Origin of the sequence: Parapedobacter defluvii (assembly GCF_014642075.1) — a bacterium.
Classification (GTDB): domain Bacteria; phylum Bacteroidota; class Bacteroidia; order Sphingobacteriales; family Sphingobacteriaceae; genus Parapedobacter; species Parapedobacter defluvii.
On sequence record NZ_BMIK01000006.1, the window covers coordinates 130,589 to 146,833 of the forward strand.

A 16,245-nucleotide genomic window follows, 5' to 3' on the forward strand; every position below is an offset into this window, starting at 1 on the left:
GGATACTACCACACTTTAGCGTCTGGCAAAGCGTAATGGACTGTATCCTGCTGCGTTTGCCAGGGTGCCTGGTGGAATTTCCAGCTTTCTTTGATCTTGTCAAAACGCCGTCCTATATCTTGTGTTCCCCATTGGTAGGCTATTTTGTATTCCTGACCGTTGTGATGGATCGTTCCAAATACTGTCGGATACGACGATCCCGAGACACCATTGGTATACTGTGTCGCTTTTTCTATCCTCAGTTTGGTGCCGGTGGGGAATGAAGTTATTTCCACTAAATCGGGCTCTGCAAGGTTTTTGCGTTCTTCAACATATTGCCATTGTGGATGCAGGCTATCCAACAAGGTATACGGATACCGGCCATTGGTGTTCATCCTTATATTTTCTTCAAAAAGGAAGGTTTGACGGTGCAGTGTGACGGTTTGACCCACCCATTCTTTGAAAGGTTTGTTTGTGTTGATATTTGTGGACTTTGTTTTTATCGTAGCATAAAGCATAAAAATGAATAGCCCGATCCCTCCACAGAAGACCAATGCGATGATGCCCATTATTTTCTTTGCTGTCATTTGTTTTTATCCGTGATTGTTATCAAGATCCATCTTGCCGTTTGGATATACGATAGGATGAGGTAAATATCCGCATAAAAAACCAATATAGGCTATGACTCATGATACATGGTGTCTACCTATGCACTTTTGGGGATATACAAAGTATCTACAAACTCGCCGAGCGCAATTCTAAAGGTCATTATTGGTCCTTGGCTTAGCCATTTCAATACTTATAAACGGCAGTGCTAAATATTCGTTGGACTAAAACCTTGCGACGAAAACAGCGGTTTAATTCGTCAGGTAAATGACAACGGGCTCAGTTCTGAGCCCGTTTCATGATACTTTTTAACTTCTTTTCTCGTTTTTTTAGTATGAACCGTCCATGTTTAAAATTTCATTTTTATCACACAGGGAAATGTAAATTTTAAATAGGATAAGCTCCATCTGACCGATGGAATAAAATTATTTACAGATGAAAGTAAGTGTGGCTATACTGGGCATATCGGCTATTCTATGGAGTCCTGCGAATGGACTTCCCGCTCCAAAGATCAACCGAAAAACACCGATATGGAAATTTACATTCCGGTTGAAAAATCGAAACTATATGCACGGGTCGTTGGCAATCCTGAAGGCTCTTTGGTGATCAATTTACACGGGGGGCCGGGAGCTTTTTCAGGATTCGATCGTGAATTTAACCGGGATTTCCTCGAAGACGATTACCTTTTTGTATACCTGGATCAGCGGGGTGGGGGTTGGAAAATGTCCCAGCGGGCGACAAGGAGTTGCACGTCTTTCCGAACGCTGCCCATAACGTAAACATGGAAGCCACGGAGGCTTATTATGCCTGGGTACATTCCTTTTTTGACAAACATTGACTTTTTCCAATTTTCCCATTTACCCCCCTCGATTGTCGTATCTACCACCAGATAATTAATAGATATGCGCTATTTTTGTATCGTAGCATCATCTATCAGAATACCCAAAAACACGTACGGGAAATAGTTGCTTTTTACCTTTAAAAAATAACCAATGAAAAGAAAAATTTTAAACGTATTGTCTGTATTATTTGGACTTTTGCTAATGAACGGGGGGTTGAGTAAATTCTTTAACTATATGCCTGCTCCCGAAAACCTGCCCGAGGCAGTGGTAAAAGACAATGCCGCCTTGGCTGAAATTTCGTGGCTGATCCCCTTGATTGCTTCAGCTGAACTGTTGGGAGGGATGCTTATTCTATTTCCCAAAACAAGGGCATTGGGTGTATTGGTGGTATTTCCTGTTATGGTTGGGGTATTGCTAACGCACATTTTTGTAGCACCAGATGGACTTCCTATCGCATTGGTAATCTGGGTGATATTACTTTGGATTATTGTTGACAACAAACAAAGATATCGGGCATTGATTGGATACACAAAGAGTTAGGGCGATGGCAAAGAACAAATTACTCAGAATGGATAATGTCGGCATTGTTGTAGAATCCCTAGATGATGCCATTTCTTTTTTCACGGAAATAGGCCTAAAGCTCGAAGGGCGAGCCACGGTCGAGGGTGATTGGGCTGGTCGTGTTACGGGACTGGGATCTCAGTGCGTAGAGATTGCGATGATGGTTACTCCCGATGGACACAGTAGACTTGAGATCTCGAAGTTTCTTACTCCAACAACCGTTTCCGACCACCGGACAGCGCCAGTTAATTCGCTCGGCTATCTACGCGTCATGTTCGCCGTTGAAAATATTGACGAGATGGTCTCCCGGCTTATTAGGCATGGAGCTCAACTTGTAGGTGAAGTGGTTCAATACGAAAATTCCTATCGCCTCTGTTATATTCGTGGAACTGAGGGGATTCTTATCGGGCTTGCAGAACAACTCAATGGCGTTAGCGGTCGTCGTGAGCCACTTTAACGGTCCAGTGAAATTGACTCTGCCTTCAATCGTTGAGCCGACAGGAAATTTTGAAATAACGAATAACAAAGGGGAGATTATAAATTAAAAGGTTATGCCACTATGCCGTTTTTCCGCGGCCTTCAATGTTGAGCATCCAGCCAATGAATGATATTCAAAAGAAATTGTACATGTTGAGCTGCATCCGGATGGTTCATACCCCGTTTGTTGCTTTTGATCCCTTGTAACTGGGCGGTAAACGGTGCACCGTCAGCAAACAGGCATACGCTGCCGCGTCCGCATTGCAGGATAGCACCATTGGCTAAACCCATGCCCGTGATTTTCGGAACAGAGGCAGCAATAGGATGATATATTTCGGACACGTCCGACGGAAGGAATATCTCATAGTCTTCACCCAACGCTGAAACAATGATGGCCTCCGGCGGTGGAAAAAAGCCGGCTCCTCCCCAACATCGGATACTGTCTATTTCAAAACCTTTGACATCGGTGATCGGATTGGCCGTGAGGTTGCCCCGTGCACGTGAGAATATCTCCGGTTGGCCGTCTTTTCGCTGAGCAGATCCGTTGACCAAGTTAAACCCGAAACGTGCAGCAAGATTACTGACCGAACCTGCGGAGGGCATGTGGTCGGTAACAAGGAAAAGGGCTCCCCCGTGTTGATACACCCAATCGTATAGGATTTCAACTTCTTCGTCCGTATAGACATTTCCCGTCGGCAGGTTCCAGTTCTCCAAGTCGTACAGCGCATTTACGGTAACGAACACCCGAGCATTTAACAGGGTTTCCATTGTGATGGTTTCACGTTGGGTCGCCATGCGGTAACCGTCTGCTTCGAGTACATGGGCAAATGCGGCGTATTGTCCTTTGATACTGAGGGGGTTGTTGTGCCCCTCGTCATACAGGACAAGAGGGCCTCTGCCTTCGATGTAACGGGGGTTCATGATCTCAAAGCGGAAATCCGGATCGGCTACGCTTTGGGCAAATAACGGGGTGCATGAAAAGAGCAATTCTATCCAAAACAACGCTTGAAATCGGCTGCAGGTCATTTAGCCTCCTTTTTTAACCATACGTCAGATTCAAAGCAGGTAAGTTTTTTTACTGCACCGTTTTCAATATCGAATGTCAAGGGGAAAGTCAATTCCTCATTGAAAAAGTCCGTGGGAGAATACGCTTCAAATAAGATCGTTTGGTTATCCCACTGTTGTCGGAGGGCAAGCTTCCCACCCTGAATCGACAGGCTAATTTCCATGTTTTTGTCTTTTTGGAATTGGTACAGGCCCAATAGTGGTTTGAGCTGCTCTGCAGTAGGCTTGATATACCGGGTAGGGTTGTAAGACACTTTTTCCAAGATTATGCGGCCGAGAATCTTAGCCTTGTCGATTACTCCTGCTTTTCCTTCCATAAATGCGATCTCATAGGCCTCATCGCTGGACTGAAAAGTGAGTGAGCCTGTACGATGCAATGGATACGTACGTCCATCCCACACTTGCTGTGCAACGAACTCGTCTTCTTGATCAAAAAAGCGGATGTAGGCGGCCCGATTGGGAAACCGATAATACCCCGCCATTGCCTCCCATGAAACGGTGTCTGCTTGGGGGGCGGCGGTTATCGTAGGTGAAAGCGTTGTTCTCGGTCCGGCAACCGTACCGCTTGACATCGCCAAACTTGCGACGATAAGCACCCAAGTCTTTACTGATCCGTGTTTTGCTGTTTTTGTTGTCATAATTATTACCTATTGATTTGATGACACAATATTCCGTATCAAAAAGGGAACATCTGTTCGACTGGATACAGATGGATAAATTTGGATGCCGGATTGAAGAAATACTCAGGTGTTAAATTGTTCAAGATATGCTTTGGGGGTCATCCCCGCAATCTTCTTGAATGCGGTATAGAACGTGGTTCTGGAATTGAAGCCAGCATGTACGGCAATACTAGCCATATCCTGATCCCGAAATGCCTCGCTTTCCAATAGTTGTTTTGCCTCTTCCACCCGCAGTTCATTGATGTATTGGTAGAAATTCTTACCGAAGCCCTGATTGAGAACAAATGATAATTCATGGGTACCGAGGCCCACCTTTTCCGATAGCGCAGGCAAATTGAGCAAGGGATCTAAGTAAAGCCTCTCATCAACGACTGCTTTCTGCACCTCTTTTTGGAGAAGCGCTACCTGATCGTCGGTAAGACGTGCGTGGCGCTTATCGGGTAGGGTTATTGCGTCGATCACTTCGGGAAGTTGGGATTGGCTTATGGGATAAATTGCTTGTTGGTTTAGGGAATGATAAGCCATGAATAGGATGAGCGCGAAGTACCCAAACGGGACTAGCGCGGCAATAGACGGATCGTTCTTGCCAAGGATCCAAAGTGTGGTCATCCCCAACACAACATACATGATCCATCTTATCCACGCGAGATTTACATGCTCAATAATAGCGGAAAACCGCTTAATTTGACGTTCGTGGCGCCGTAGTAATAAGAACGATAATGTGCAATATACAATCGCTTGGCCGAGAAACAGATACCGGATAACCCATGCCACCCATGCAGGTAGATTTAGGATGATCTGGTTATCGGCATAGGCGTCGGGAAATAGCACGAATGCGGCATACAAACAAAACAAAAAAAACGGAACGAAATGCCAAGTGGCTTTTCGGATAGAGACCGTTGGGTTGACAAAGCTTCTTAAAGAGAGGAAAAAATAAGGGAATGTGGCCCAACGGGGTAGTTCCAAGAATGGGATAAGCCAAAACCAGGGATTACTTTCTTCCGGTGCCGCCGCTTCTACTAACAATTGGATAAAAATAGTAGCGGCGCAGAGGAAGAATAACCCCAACCACCTGTTCGCTAACTTGTTGACATGCGTTACATTGGTTATTAGAATGAAACCCTGCAGGATCAGTGCTCCCGCAGATAATGAATACCAAAGAAACGACGGATTCATAATCACTAAACTTTTAGTTGCTTCGTATTGCGGTAAAAGTATGAAATACGATGCACACCTTGTTCATTTGGATACATTGGTACAGGTTAACCGTTTGATTCAAGTAGGTTCCTCTGTCACCTCTGGTTTTCCCTGTGGGGAGGTTTCAACCAAAATGAAGCCATTCGCTACGCTCATTCCTTTTTTTGTTGAACAGGCTTCACTCAAAACAAGTTTGGCTCACCCTATTCAACAGAAAAACCCGACTTACGTCGGGCTTCATTTTGGGTGCGGAGAGGGCGGGATTCGAACCCGCGATACGCTCAACACGTATACACACTTTCCAGGCGTGCTCATTCGACCACTCTGACACCTCTCCGAGTGGGCTGCAAAAGTACACGTTTATTTTAGTATTTCAAATGAAAATATATCGGTCGGGGTGATTTGTGGCGCATTTTTCGGTTACAGTTCGTCTTTTTCATAACCTCCCATGCAATCCATACAAGCATTCGCGTAAGCATCGTATTCATCGTAAGCAGCACCTGGCTTGCCAAACAACGTTATGATTCTATCTATCCTGATTTTGACTTCGGTATCAAGAAAGATAAACAGTCCACTGTTTTTTTCTTCCTTTAGGTCTATAATGCGTCCCTGCGCTTCGCAAATTCCCTCACTGGCGCAAAAATAAAATATTTTACCGACCGTTTTCTTTTTGATTTCTTCTTCGATAACTTCCCGGTATTCCCATGCTACCGGCAGGTATGATGTGTCTGTTGATGTGTTTTTCAGATTCATAATTACAGTATGCTGTGTAATACATAACGTTTTCGTTTTTATCATTATTATATGCTAAAAAATGTATCGGAAAAAGCGATATTCCGATGCATTCAAACTCAATGGGATTGAGGTGTCATCGTCCGGGGAGAACTCCCATGCAGGAAAGTACAGGATAACCTTTCGGGGAATATTTTGTTTCTTCAACAGATTTATAAACCAAAAGAAGCTAAGAAGTGACATTTGTTAGAAACGGGAAGATAATGGGATGCATAAGTATTTTGCTCGTATATGCATTCAATGCTGTGGCGGAATCAGTACCTGCGGATGTACCCGCATCTGCAAGCGAAGCTTGGTGGGGTTGGGAATTTTTAGGACGATTGCATCCAATAATGGTGCATTTTCCTGTGTCATTGCTGTTGATCGCCGCAGTCATGGAAGTAATGACCTTCCGCAAATTTCAGTCGTCACTCCGTACGGGTATCAATTGGCTGGTATTCGTCGGTGCCGGTGGTGCGCTCATATCTGCTGTATTCGGCTGGTTACTGGCATCGTCCGGAAGCTATGGCGGAGATACGTTTGCCACCCATCAATGGGTTGGGATCGCTACGGCGGTACTGGGGATACTGGTGGCCTTCTTTCTTTGGTTGATTATCCGGAAAAAACGCTATGGCTTTGTGAAGGTGTATCAAGCACTGCTGCTGCTTGCTACCGTGGGGGTTTCGGTAGCGGGGCATTATGGAGGCTCCCTTACGCACGGACAGGATTATTTGCTCGGCGTCACGCCTTGGGCTTCGGATGACGATGAACTATTGGGAGGTGCCGAAGGTCCTTCAACACCCGTCGACTGGCAGACGTTTGCTAGCTTGGATAGTTTGGATGATGAGCAGGAAATGAATCTCAATTTGGCAGTTCGTACGATTTTGGCTCACAAATGCTATCAGTGCCATAGTAGCGACAAAACAGAAGGGGAGCTAAGGCTTGACCAAAAAGAATTCGTGTTCCAAGGCGGTGAGTCGGGGCCAGTCATCCACCCGGGGGATGTGAAGAACAGTGAACTGGTACGCCGGATTACCTTGCCCCCGGGGCATAAGGAGGCGATGCCGGGAAAAGGCAAGCCTTTGAACGATAATGAAATCGCTTTAATAAAACTTTGGGTCGAAAAAGGTGCCCCATGGCCGGATCAGGCGAAGGGTATTTTCAGGGTAGCGCCGTTGGCACCACGGCAACCTCAATTGCCTGCTGCGGTGGTCGGACTGGAAAATCCGTTGGACCTGTGGGTCAATGAATATTTTAAAAAGAATGAAATCCAATGGCCAACCGTTGTAGACGATCGGGTATTCCTGAGACGCGTTTATTTCGATCTGATCGGGCTTCCGCCTGGTCCGCAGCAATTAGCAGATTTCCAAGCTGATACAAGACCCGATAAACGGAAACTTATCGTAGCGGAATTGCTGGCTAGGGATAACGATTATGCCACGCATTGGACTACATTTTGGAACGACCTACTGCGGAACGATTATACGGGACCGGGTTATATTACCAACGGGCGATTCAATATCTCGGACTGGCTGTATAGGTCTCTTGCCAGCAACAAACCCTACGACCAGTTTGTGAGGGAACTGCTGGCACCCAGCGAGGCATCCAAAGGATTTATTAAGGGCATTGAATGGCGGGGAGCGGTCAACAGCAGCCAAACGACGGCAATGCAGGCCGCACAGAATGTGTCTCAGGCATTGTTGGGCGTGAATCTGAAATGTGCCTCCTGCCACGATAGCTTTGTGAGCGACTGGAAATTGGACGATGCTTATGCCTTTGCCAATATCTTTTCGGAAACGCCACTGGAAATAAACCGGTGCGATATTCCAACCGGAAAAATGGCCGACACGCGTTTACTGTGGCCTGAACTGGGAAACATCCCATCCAGTGGTTCGGTTGAGCAAAAATCTCAAGAATTAGCCCGTGCACTCACCCAACCCGAAAATGGACGGATCTACCGAACGTTGGTGAACCGAATATGGGGCCAACTGATGGGACGCGGGATTGTGGCTCCGACCGATGAAATGGACAAGCAACCCTGGAGCCAGGATTTGCTGGATTGGATGGCGGTCTATTTCGCAGAAGAAGGGTATGACATCAAAAAACTGCTTTACTTGATTACCACGTCGAAGACGTATCAGTTGCCTTCCGTAACGGTGGCCGACCCTGCTACCATCAATGCGGACAACTTTGTTTTTACAGGAATGTTGAAACGGAAGTTAACGGCCGAACAGTTTGCCGATGCGGTCAGCATGGTTGTTCACCCGATATATTCAGTTGAAGCACTGAAATACAATCCCCTTGGAAACGAAGAGGCCTTCAAAAACGTTAACTCTTTTGTACGGGCGGCTTTGGTGCAGAACGACCCGTTTTTAACCGCTTTGGGACGTCCAAGCCGCGAGAATATCATCAGTGCACGGGAAGGTCAGGCTACGCTTCTACAGGCCATGGAACTGACAAACGGGAAGTTGCTGAATGAGACATTGATAGCGGGCGCTAAGGAATGGGCGGATGACCATCAAAGCCCCGAATCACTCACGGAAGCGGTCTTTAGACAGAGCTTCGGACGCGCCCCTTCGGAAGACGAGCGGCGCGTTGCCAACGAGATATTAGAAAATGGCGTGGATACCAACGCCGTTCAAGATTTATTATGGGCTGTAATATTGCTGCCTGAATTTCAATTTATTGAATAAAATACTATGAAGCGTTACTATAACAGAAGAGACTTCCTAAAAACTGCAAGTGCAGGGACCCTGGCTGCCCTTGCCGCAGGAGCTCCGATGTCAGGATTCTTGAGTTCTTGTTCCGGTAAGCAAGGCGGAGCTGATGCCGTCATCTTGTTGTGGATGGCGGGAGGTATGGCGCATACAGACACTTTTGATCCCAAAGCGTACACGCCTTTTGAGAAAGGGCTGGATTCCAATCGGGTATTAAGTACATTCAAGTCCGTTCCCACGGCGTTGGACGGTATTCATTTTTCAGAAGGATTGGAGTCCATCGGCGCATTGATGGATAAGGGGACGCTAATCCGTTCGTATGTGGCAGCGGATTTGGGGCATATCCTCCATTCGCGGCACCAATATCATTGGCATACTTGCTACGAGCCTCCGCAAACCGTGGCTGCTCCCCACATCGGGGCCTGGATCGCGCAGGAACTGGGGCCGAAGAATCCGGTGATACCGGCATTCATCGACATCGGTCAACGGATGACGGTGGGGGAGGCCGAAGAGCTTAAAGCTTTTCATACAGCTGGTTTCCTGGGCAGCGAATATGGTCCATTTATGATTCCTGACCCGTCCTCCGGATTGGATGCGGTAAAACCGCCGGCAGGGATGTCGTTCAGCCGTTTTGAGCGACGTAATCAGCTGTACACAGATTTGTTGAATCAAAATATAATTGGAGAATATGGAAGTGATTACCAAAAGGAATCGTTCAAACGTTCCATGGAACAGGCTTACATGTTACTTAAATCCCCTGAAGCCAAGGCATTTGACCTGAATGACGAACCGAAGGATAGCTACGACATCTACAATACGGGTCGATTTGGACTGGGGTGCCTGATGGCACGCAGGTTGATTGAACAAGGTGCACGGTTTATCAGTGTAACTACAGAGTATGAGCCATTTATGGGGTGGGATACCCACGAAAATGGGCATGTCCGAACCCGCGATATGAAGAAATTGATTGACGCTCCGGTCGCGCAGCTGATCAAAGATCTGGACCGTAGCGGACACCTGGACCGTACGCTGATCATCATCGCCAGCGAATTCAGCAGGGATATGGTGATGGAAGGGCGTCCGGGTGCGGAAGTGAAACACCAGGTAGACCAACCCGATGTGATCAATGACATCAAAAACTATGGCATGCACCGGCATTTTACGGACGGATGCTCGATGTTGATGTTCGGCGGTGGTATAAAAAAGGGGTTTGTCTACGGGAAGACGGCCGATGAACGGCCGTGCAAAACCATCGAAAAACCGATCCGGATTGAGCAGGTGCATCAATCTATTTACCATGCGTTGGGCATAGACCCCCAAAAACATGAAGTTATTGAAGGACGACCGTTTTATACAACACCAGACGGTGTTCACAAACCGGAATTAGAGCTCTTTGCGTAAGGTTGGGTGATCAGAAAATCGGCTACTACGGCATTGAACTTCGCCGGATTATTTACGGGGAAATAGTGATCTTCACCCGTTGCAATATACAGTTTCCCGTTGGGTAAATGGGTGGCGATTTCGCGGGTATGGTTTTCGTGAATGATGTCGTTTTCACCGGCCATCACCAATACTGGGCAATGGATTGCCCGTAAGTCTTCGTACACGTGGTTCGGCTCCGTTAACAGCAATGTCATCAAACGTGCGGTGTTTTGGGAGGTTCGGCTGGTATCTGTTTTTAATGCTTCCCGGCGTTTTTCAATTTCCTGAAGCACATTGCGGTCTACTACTTGATCATTGATGTAGATATTGGCACCCATGGTGACGAGTTTTTTTACCTTGGCGGGATGCTTCATTGCCAGAAGTAATCCCGTATTTCCGCCATCACTCCATCCAACTACATTGACGCTGTCTAGTTCCAGCTTATCCAGCAACGCTTTCATGTCGTCGGCAAAAAGTTCATACGTATACGGTTTCCCATCTTCAGATGATTTGCCCTGACCACGGGTGTCCACAGCGATAACCTGGTAGTGTTTCGCAAACTCCGGGATTTGATGGGTGAAGGCTTGGATAGATTGTGAATTGCCATGAAGCAGCAGCAAGGGTTCGCCCTGGCCGTAGGTTTCGTAATACAATTCGATCCCATTAACCGTTATCCGATGCCCGGCACTGTCATTATCGCCATACCTAATTGGTTTCTTAAAACCAGAGCCATCAACCAGTGCCGATCGCTTGCCCAAATAAGGAGATTCCGTAGTGCCGGAAAGCGTAAATCCTTCATGTTGCTGCAAATAGCCCCAGTGTTGTGCTACACTGTCACCTTCAAAATCGCCGGAGGGAATCGGTATCTTTTCAAGGTTTCCCTCCTCATTTTCGACAAATAACTGAAAATCGTCAAAATAGAACCGGCCCTGACGGCTATAGAGTCCGCCGAACGCCAGAAACTCAGCGTCTTTATCGATTTTACCTTCGATGACATACACTTGCCAGTCGCTCTTCCGGATGGGTTTATCCATCATGTTATAGAAGAAGCCCACTCGTTTATTTTTTCGGTCCACCCGAGCCCAGATCTCCGCTTCGGCGGTGGAATCGATCAGGTCCACTTTGACGGCGGCCTGGAGTCGGAAAAGTTTGCCGTGATGTGATTCAATCGGAATACGCTGGGCAAAGGCGCCCCAGTCATCAGCCGGCTGAGCCAACAAAAAATAGGGCAGAAGGAGCAACCAGCCGATGGCTATGGGTATGTAACGTGTCATGCATGCAAAGATAGTCAGCTGGCAAGTGCTATGCGCTTTTTTAACATTCATTAACGGTAGCAACCCCTCAAAGTTCTAAAATTTCACTTGTAATTCGACTTTCCGTTCGCCGTTTTTACCCGGCTGCCATTTGGGCCCCTCGCGGACTAACTGCGTAGCCCGTTCACCAAGTGCCGGGTGGGTTGAACGGATAACCCGGATATCGGTGGGGGTCCCTTGTTCATCAATTGTAAAGGTCAATACCACAGTTCCTTTCAAGCTTTCTGCTTGGCGCACACCCTTTTTAAGGTAGCGGTTGTACGCCTTCCAGCCAGCTGCCGGCTCAGGGTGAAAGGTTCTTTCCGGTTTACGCTTATCGCCGTACCCGACCACGACCACTTCACTCAGTGCCGCCACATCGGGTTGGAGGGCAATCGTGAGGCTATCCTGACCCGTGAGTGTTACCGTCTGTTCTTCATAGCCGATCAATTGGGCTTGAAGGGTATCCGGTGGCTGCGCAAGGGTAAATCGACCGGCGGAATCGGTTGTCCGTGCATTTAGCGCATATTCCTCTTGTTTTGTTTGTTCGGTGTCCGGCGGCAGGGTAACGGCCCCCACAACGCCGGATCTTTCCTGCCGCCCATATCCGATCACCACGAGAGGTTCAGACGTGTCACTGGCTTGTTCTTTGGTGACAGTTGCCGGAGCCGCCGCTGATTTTGACGCTGCGTCTGCCTCTGTGGCAGACGTTGGCGGTTTGGATGGAGGCGCTGTTGCAGTGGTTTCCTCCGCGGCGTTTTTCCGGAGGGTTTCATGGGGGGATGAGACGGCCCGCTGTTCAGCTTGCTGTGTTCCAGTATCAGCGGGTGCTGATGCGATGGTTGGTTGATTTTCATCCAACGTGTGCCACTGGCTGAACCATAAGGTGCCGAGCGTAAAAGCTACTAGTACAGTTGCCGCTATGGCCCAGCGCTGGATGGGGGCAAGTCGCCGTACACGGCCACGTCCGATGCGTGATGCAACACGCTCGCGTAGCGCTGCTATATTCGCATCATGTACCGCTTCGGTATCGCTTTCCATGCCCAGGATAACATCCATCCACGCGGGATCATCCTGTGCCCGGCGTTCCAGGGAATGCATTTCCCTGGGGGTAAGCTCCCCACGGATATACCGCCTGATTATCTCGATGTCTACCTTATCTTTTGCCATGGCGGGCCTCCATACACAACTTTAAATTTCGCTTGCCGTTTTGGATGTAGCTTTTAACCTCGTTCATGTTATATCCCGTGATTTCGGCAATTTCCTTGTAACACTTCTCGTTTAGATAGAACAAATCGACGCTGCGCTTTTGTTTTTCGGGCAATTGTTCCATACAGTGTTCCAACGCCGTGAGCTGTTCCTCTTTTTCTGTTGCATCGTCCGCAGGATGCACGGGAAGGGAAAATTCCACAAATTCATCGATGGAAACTTGGTGTCTATTTTTCTCGGACCGCAATTGCATCAGGCAATGGTTGCGGCTGAGTACATAAAGCCAACTGCCAAATCGCTGGATTTCCTGTTTATTTATCTTATGGATGAGTTCTTCGAATATTTGCATGACGGCGTCTTTGCTGCGTTCATTGTCCTGTAGGTAACGCTTGCATACATAGTAGACCATTTCTGCATGCACATTGAACAATTCGCCCAACACGGTTAGGTCGCCTGTTTCACGATAGCGCTTTAAAAGCGTATCGTCGTCATCGACTTTCTTTTTAGACTTGCCGAACCTGCTCATTGCCGGGTGAAAATAATTTTTTTTTCTGGTTTATGGAAATTTGGAAAGCCACGCATCCTTCGCCAAAATTCAGTATTATGAAACCGATCATCTTTTTTACAACGGTGCTGACGCTATCCCTAGTGGGATACCGCACCCCCACATCGCTTACAATTAGCGGCAAGGTTTACGATCAACACACAGGAGCAGCCTTGGTTGGGGTTGCCGTTTCGGTAGAAGGGAGCCGATTAGCCACTCAAACGGACTCCAATGGGCAATACGCCATTTCGGCTGAAGCCGGACAATTCCTGCTGTTTAGTTACATCGGTTACGAAACCAAGCGGATAAAGGTGGGAAAAAAGAAAATGCTGGATGTGTCCCTTGTGCAGTCACAGACATCGCTGGACGAAGTGGTGGGGGTAGGTTTGGGTACACAGGAGCGGTCTGCATTGGTTGGAAGCGCTACAGGCCTCACTATTGGAAACAGATCCGTCAAGATGTACGTTCCGGACCGGTTCCCGCGCTATCCCGAAAACACCGAATCGTACAAAGGGATTACGGAAAACCGCTTCCTGAATCCGTTGGACGAGCCATTGTCAACCTTTGCCATCGACGTGGATGCGGCTTCCTATAGCAACTTCCGCAGGTTCATTAACAACGGACAATTACCCCCTACGGACGCGGTGCGGATTGAAGAAATGATTAATTATTTCCAGTACGAACTGGAAGGCCCCAGCAATCGTGAACCCGTTGCCATCCACACGGAATTGGCAGTCGCACCCTGGAATTCCCAGCATCATCTGCTGCGCATTGGACTGAAAGCAAAATCGATGCCTGCGGATGAACTCCCTGCATCGAATTTGGTCTTTCTGATCGATGTGTCGGGCTCCATGATGGATGCAAATCGCCTGCCGCTTGCACAGGCGTCCATGAAAATGCTCGTGGATCAGCTTCGTGATAATGACCACGTTGCCATCGTGACGTATGCCGGATCGGCCGGTGTGGTACTTGAAAGCACGCCGGGCAATCAGAAAACTAAAATCAAGGATGCCATTGATGCACTCAGTGCCGGAGGATCCACGGCCGGCGGCGCTGGACTGCAGTTGGCATACCGCATCGCCCGCCAGCATTTTATCAAAGGGGGGAACAACCGCGTTATCCTAGCTTCCGATGGGGATTTTAATGTAGGTCCATCCAGTGATGGCGATATGGAGCAATTGATTGCCAAAGAACGGCAAAGCGGTATCAGCCTATCTGTATTGGGTTTTGGTATGGGTAATTTAAAAGACAGTAAGATGGAATTGCTGGCCGATAAAGGGCATGGCAATTATGCATATATCGACAATATCACCGAGGCCCGCAAGGCGATGGTCACCGAATTTGGCAGTACACTCTTTACCGTCGCAAAAGATGTGAAAGTACAGGTGGAGTTTAACCCTGCAAAGGTGCAGGCTTATCGATTACTGGGATATGAAAACCGTTTGCTGGAAAAAGAAGATTTCAACAACGATGAGAAACTAGGGGGTGATATGGGGGTGGGGCATGCCGTAACCGCGCTGTATGAAATCGTGCCGGTGGGCGTTAAGAGTGCTTATCCGGGTCAGGTCGATCCCTTGAAATACCAGCCGGTGAAAGAGCGGCCAACGGCGGCACCCAGCAATGAGGTGGCAACGGTCAAATTCCGCTACAAGGATCCCGATGGTGACAAGAGCCGTCTGCAGCAGGTGGCTGTGGCCGAAAGACCAGTGGAACTTGCCAACGCCAGCATGGATTTCCGTTTTGCCAGCGCCGTGGCCGAGCTGGGCATGTTGCTACGTAACTCGGATTATAAACAACAAGCAGACTATGATCAGCTGATTATGCGTGCTAAGGCATCGAAGGGTACCGATGATGAAGGGTATCGGGCTGAATTTATCCGCTTGGCGGAGAGTGCCAAATTACTTGCCGGAAACAACAGCTTAGCCGTACAAGATTGAATCTGCAACACCATATAATCCGTTAAAGTTTGGATACCATGCGATCGAACACAGCTCGTTGTGCCCGCATGGATCCAACTTTATCTGCAGGGTTGGTATGACATTCCAGCAGGATCCAGCCCTTATAATCCATGTCGGCCAGATTTTTCAGCAACGTCGCATACGGATAATCCGTACGATCCAGCTCCCGCACATGGATGGTATCGCCCAGACGGTCCTTTACCAGGTCAAAGTTGTATTGGAATCCCTGGCCGTTCAGATCCTCCGGATTACAATTCCAGCAAATCGTGGCGTTGGGGTGATCGGCATGATCCATGATGGTCTTGATGTTTGGCAGTTCCTGCGTTTCGTTACCATGGACCTCCAGGCGGAGTTGCTGGCCGAAATCGGCTGCATAAGCCGCCAGTTCGTTTAAGGCTGCACCAATCTGGGCCATCGTCTGTTCCCCTGGCACGTTCGGGTGAAAGGCATTCGGTTTGACCTTGACCCCGCTACCGCCAATATCTGCACTTAATTGGATGAATTCTTTGGTTCGTGCAATGGATGCCTTAAGTTTATCCTTATCCGGGAAATCGTATTGTTCATTGGTCCCCATGCCCACGAACGTTACCGGACTGTCAGCAAATAGATTTTTGACGGCCAAACGCGCTTGCTTAGTCATTTCGGGGGTTACCCCGTGGGCGTGGTCTACCCGCAACTCGACTCCCTGTACTCCCGTATCCTTGCAGTTTTTGATCAACGTAGGCACATCCCAGTCTTTCCCCCATTGATAGGTGACAAGTCCCAATTTCATCTTTGTCGCATATTTTCCCTTCGCTGCTGCCCAAGTAGAGGCAGGAAGCAAAGATGAACCGGCCAATAGCGAAATCGTGCTAATGAATTGCTTTCTATTAATACTGTACATAGTTTTATCAATTGGTAAGTAGTAATGGACAAACTTAGATAA

At 48.0% G+C, this 16,245-nt stretch carries 15 protein-coding genes and 1 tRNA gene; 6 read left to right on the forward strand and 10 right to left on the reverse strand.

What is annotated here, in order from left to right; all coding sequences use genetic code 11:
* Positions 1-5: 5 nt before the first annotated feature.
* The gene (locus IEX60_RS11085; RefSeq protein ID WP_188750540.1) at positions 6-566 is read right to left on the reverse strand and encodes a hypothetical protein; all 561 of its coding nucleotides are present in this window, start codon (positions 564-566) and stop codon (positions 6-8) included.
* A gap of 549 nt (positions 567-1,115) precedes the next feature.
* Here IEX60_RS11085 and IEX60_RS11090 point away from each other — a divergent pair.
* From IEX60_RS11090 to IEX60_RS11100, 3 genes are all read left to right on the forward strand, one after another.
* On the forward strand, positions 1,116-1,364 hold the full coding sequence (locus tag IEX60_RS11090) for a hypothetical protein (protein ID WP_188750542.1): 249 nt from the start codon (positions 1,116-1,118) through the stop codon (positions 1,362-1,364).
* 213 nt (positions 1,365-1,577) lie between these two features.
* Entirely contained in the window at positions 1,578-1,967 is a 390-nt protein-coding gene (locus tag IEX60_RS11095; protein WP_188750543.1) for a DoxX family membrane protein, read from the forward strand.
* A gap of 4 nt (positions 1,968-1,971) precedes the next feature.
* On the forward strand, positions 1,972-2,445 hold the full coding sequence (locus IEX60_RS11100) for a VOC family protein (protein WP_188750545.1): 474 nt from the start codon (positions 1,972-1,974) through the stop codon (positions 2,443-2,445).
* A 122-nt stretch (positions 2,446-2,567) separates the two neighbouring features.
* Here IEX60_RS11100 and IEX60_RS11105 read toward each other — a convergent pair whose 3' ends face one another.
* From IEX60_RS11105 to IEX60_RS11125, 5 genes are all read right to left on the reverse strand, one after another.
* Positions 2,568-3,491 carry a hypothetical protein gene (locus IEX60_RS11105; protein WP_188750547.1) on the reverse strand — a complete coding sequence of 308 codons (924 nt, stop codon included), beginning with the start codon at positions 3,489-3,491 and terminating at the stop codon, positions 2,568-2,570.
* Positions 3,488-4,168, reverse strand: coding sequence for a hypothetical protein (locus tag IEX60_RS11110; protein ID WP_188750549.1), 681 nt, complete (start codon positions 4,166-4,168; stop codon positions 3,488-3,490). The genes IEX60_RS11105 and IEX60_RS11110 overlap by 4 nt, the downstream gene beginning before the upstream one ends.
* 105 nt (positions 4,169-4,273) lie before the next feature.
* Positions 4,274-5,386: a helix-turn-helix domain-containing protein gene (locus IEX60_RS11115; protein ID WP_188750551.1), complete on the reverse strand. Its 1,113-nt coding sequence runs from the start codon at positions 5,384-5,386 to the stop codon at positions 4,274-4,276.
* A 270-nt stretch (positions 5,387-5,656) separates the two neighbouring features.
* Positions 5,657-5,744 (reverse strand) — tRNA-Ser (locus tag IEX60_RS11120).
* Between the two features lie 83 nt (positions 5,745-5,827).
* On the reverse strand, positions 5,828-6,160 hold the full coding sequence (locus tag IEX60_RS11125; RefSeq protein ID WP_188750553.1) for a hypothetical protein: 333 nt from the start codon (positions 6,158-6,160) through the stop codon (positions 5,828-5,830).
* A 242-nt stretch (positions 6,161-6,402) separates the two neighbouring features.
* Here IEX60_RS11125 and IEX60_RS11130 point away from each other — a divergent pair, with 242 nt between their 5' ends.
* Positions 6,403-8,871, forward strand: coding sequence for a DUF1549 domain-containing protein (locus tag IEX60_RS11130; RefSeq protein WP_188750555.1), 2,469 nt, complete (start codon positions 6,403-6,405; stop codon positions 8,869-8,871).
* A gap of 6 nt (positions 8,872-8,877) precedes the next feature.
* Positions 8,878-10,296, forward strand: a complete 1,419-nt coding sequence (locus IEX60_RS11135; RefSeq protein ID WP_188750558.1) for a DUF1501 domain-containing protein — start codon at positions 8,878-8,880, stop codon at positions 10,294-10,296.
* Here the strand turns inward: IEX60_RS11135 and IEX60_RS11140 are convergent.
* The 3 genes from IEX60_RS11140 to IEX60_RS11150 form a co-directional block, all read right to left on the reverse strand.
* A complete protein-coding gene (locus IEX60_RS11140) occupies positions 10,266-11,591 on the reverse strand; it encodes an alpha/beta fold hydrolase (protein ID WP_188750560.1) in 1,326 nt (441 codons plus the stop codon). The genes IEX60_RS11135 and IEX60_RS11140 overlap by 31 nt on opposite strands.
* Positions 11,592-11,666: 75 nt before the next feature.
* Entirely contained in the window at positions 11,667-12,779 is a 1,113-nt protein-coding gene (locus IEX60_RS11145) for a TonB family protein (protein ID WP_188750562.1), read from the reverse strand.
* A complete protein-coding gene (locus tag IEX60_RS11150) occupies positions 12,766-13,344 on the reverse strand; it encodes an RNA polymerase sigma factor (RefSeq protein ID WP_188750564.1) in 579 nt (192 codons plus the stop codon). The genes IEX60_RS11145 and IEX60_RS11150 overlap by 14 nt, the downstream gene beginning before the upstream one ends.
* Positions 13,345-13,421: 77 nt before the next feature.
* On the opposite strand from IEX60_RS11150, the gene IEX60_RS11155 reads away from it, so the two are divergent.
* A complete protein-coding gene (locus IEX60_RS11155) occupies positions 13,422-15,299 on the forward strand; it encodes a vWA domain-containing protein (RefSeq protein ID WP_188750566.1) in 1,878 nt (625 codons plus the stop codon).
* Between the two features lie 22 nt (positions 15,300-15,321).
* Here IEX60_RS11155 and IEX60_RS11160 read toward each other — a convergent pair whose 3' ends face one another.
* The gene (locus tag IEX60_RS11160) at positions 15,322-16,203 is read right to left on the reverse strand and encodes a sugar phosphate isomerase/epimerase family protein (protein ID WP_188750568.1); all 882 of its coding nucleotides are present in this window, start codon (positions 16,201-16,203) and stop codon (positions 15,322-15,324) included.
* Positions 16,204-16,245 lie beyond the last annotated feature (42 nt).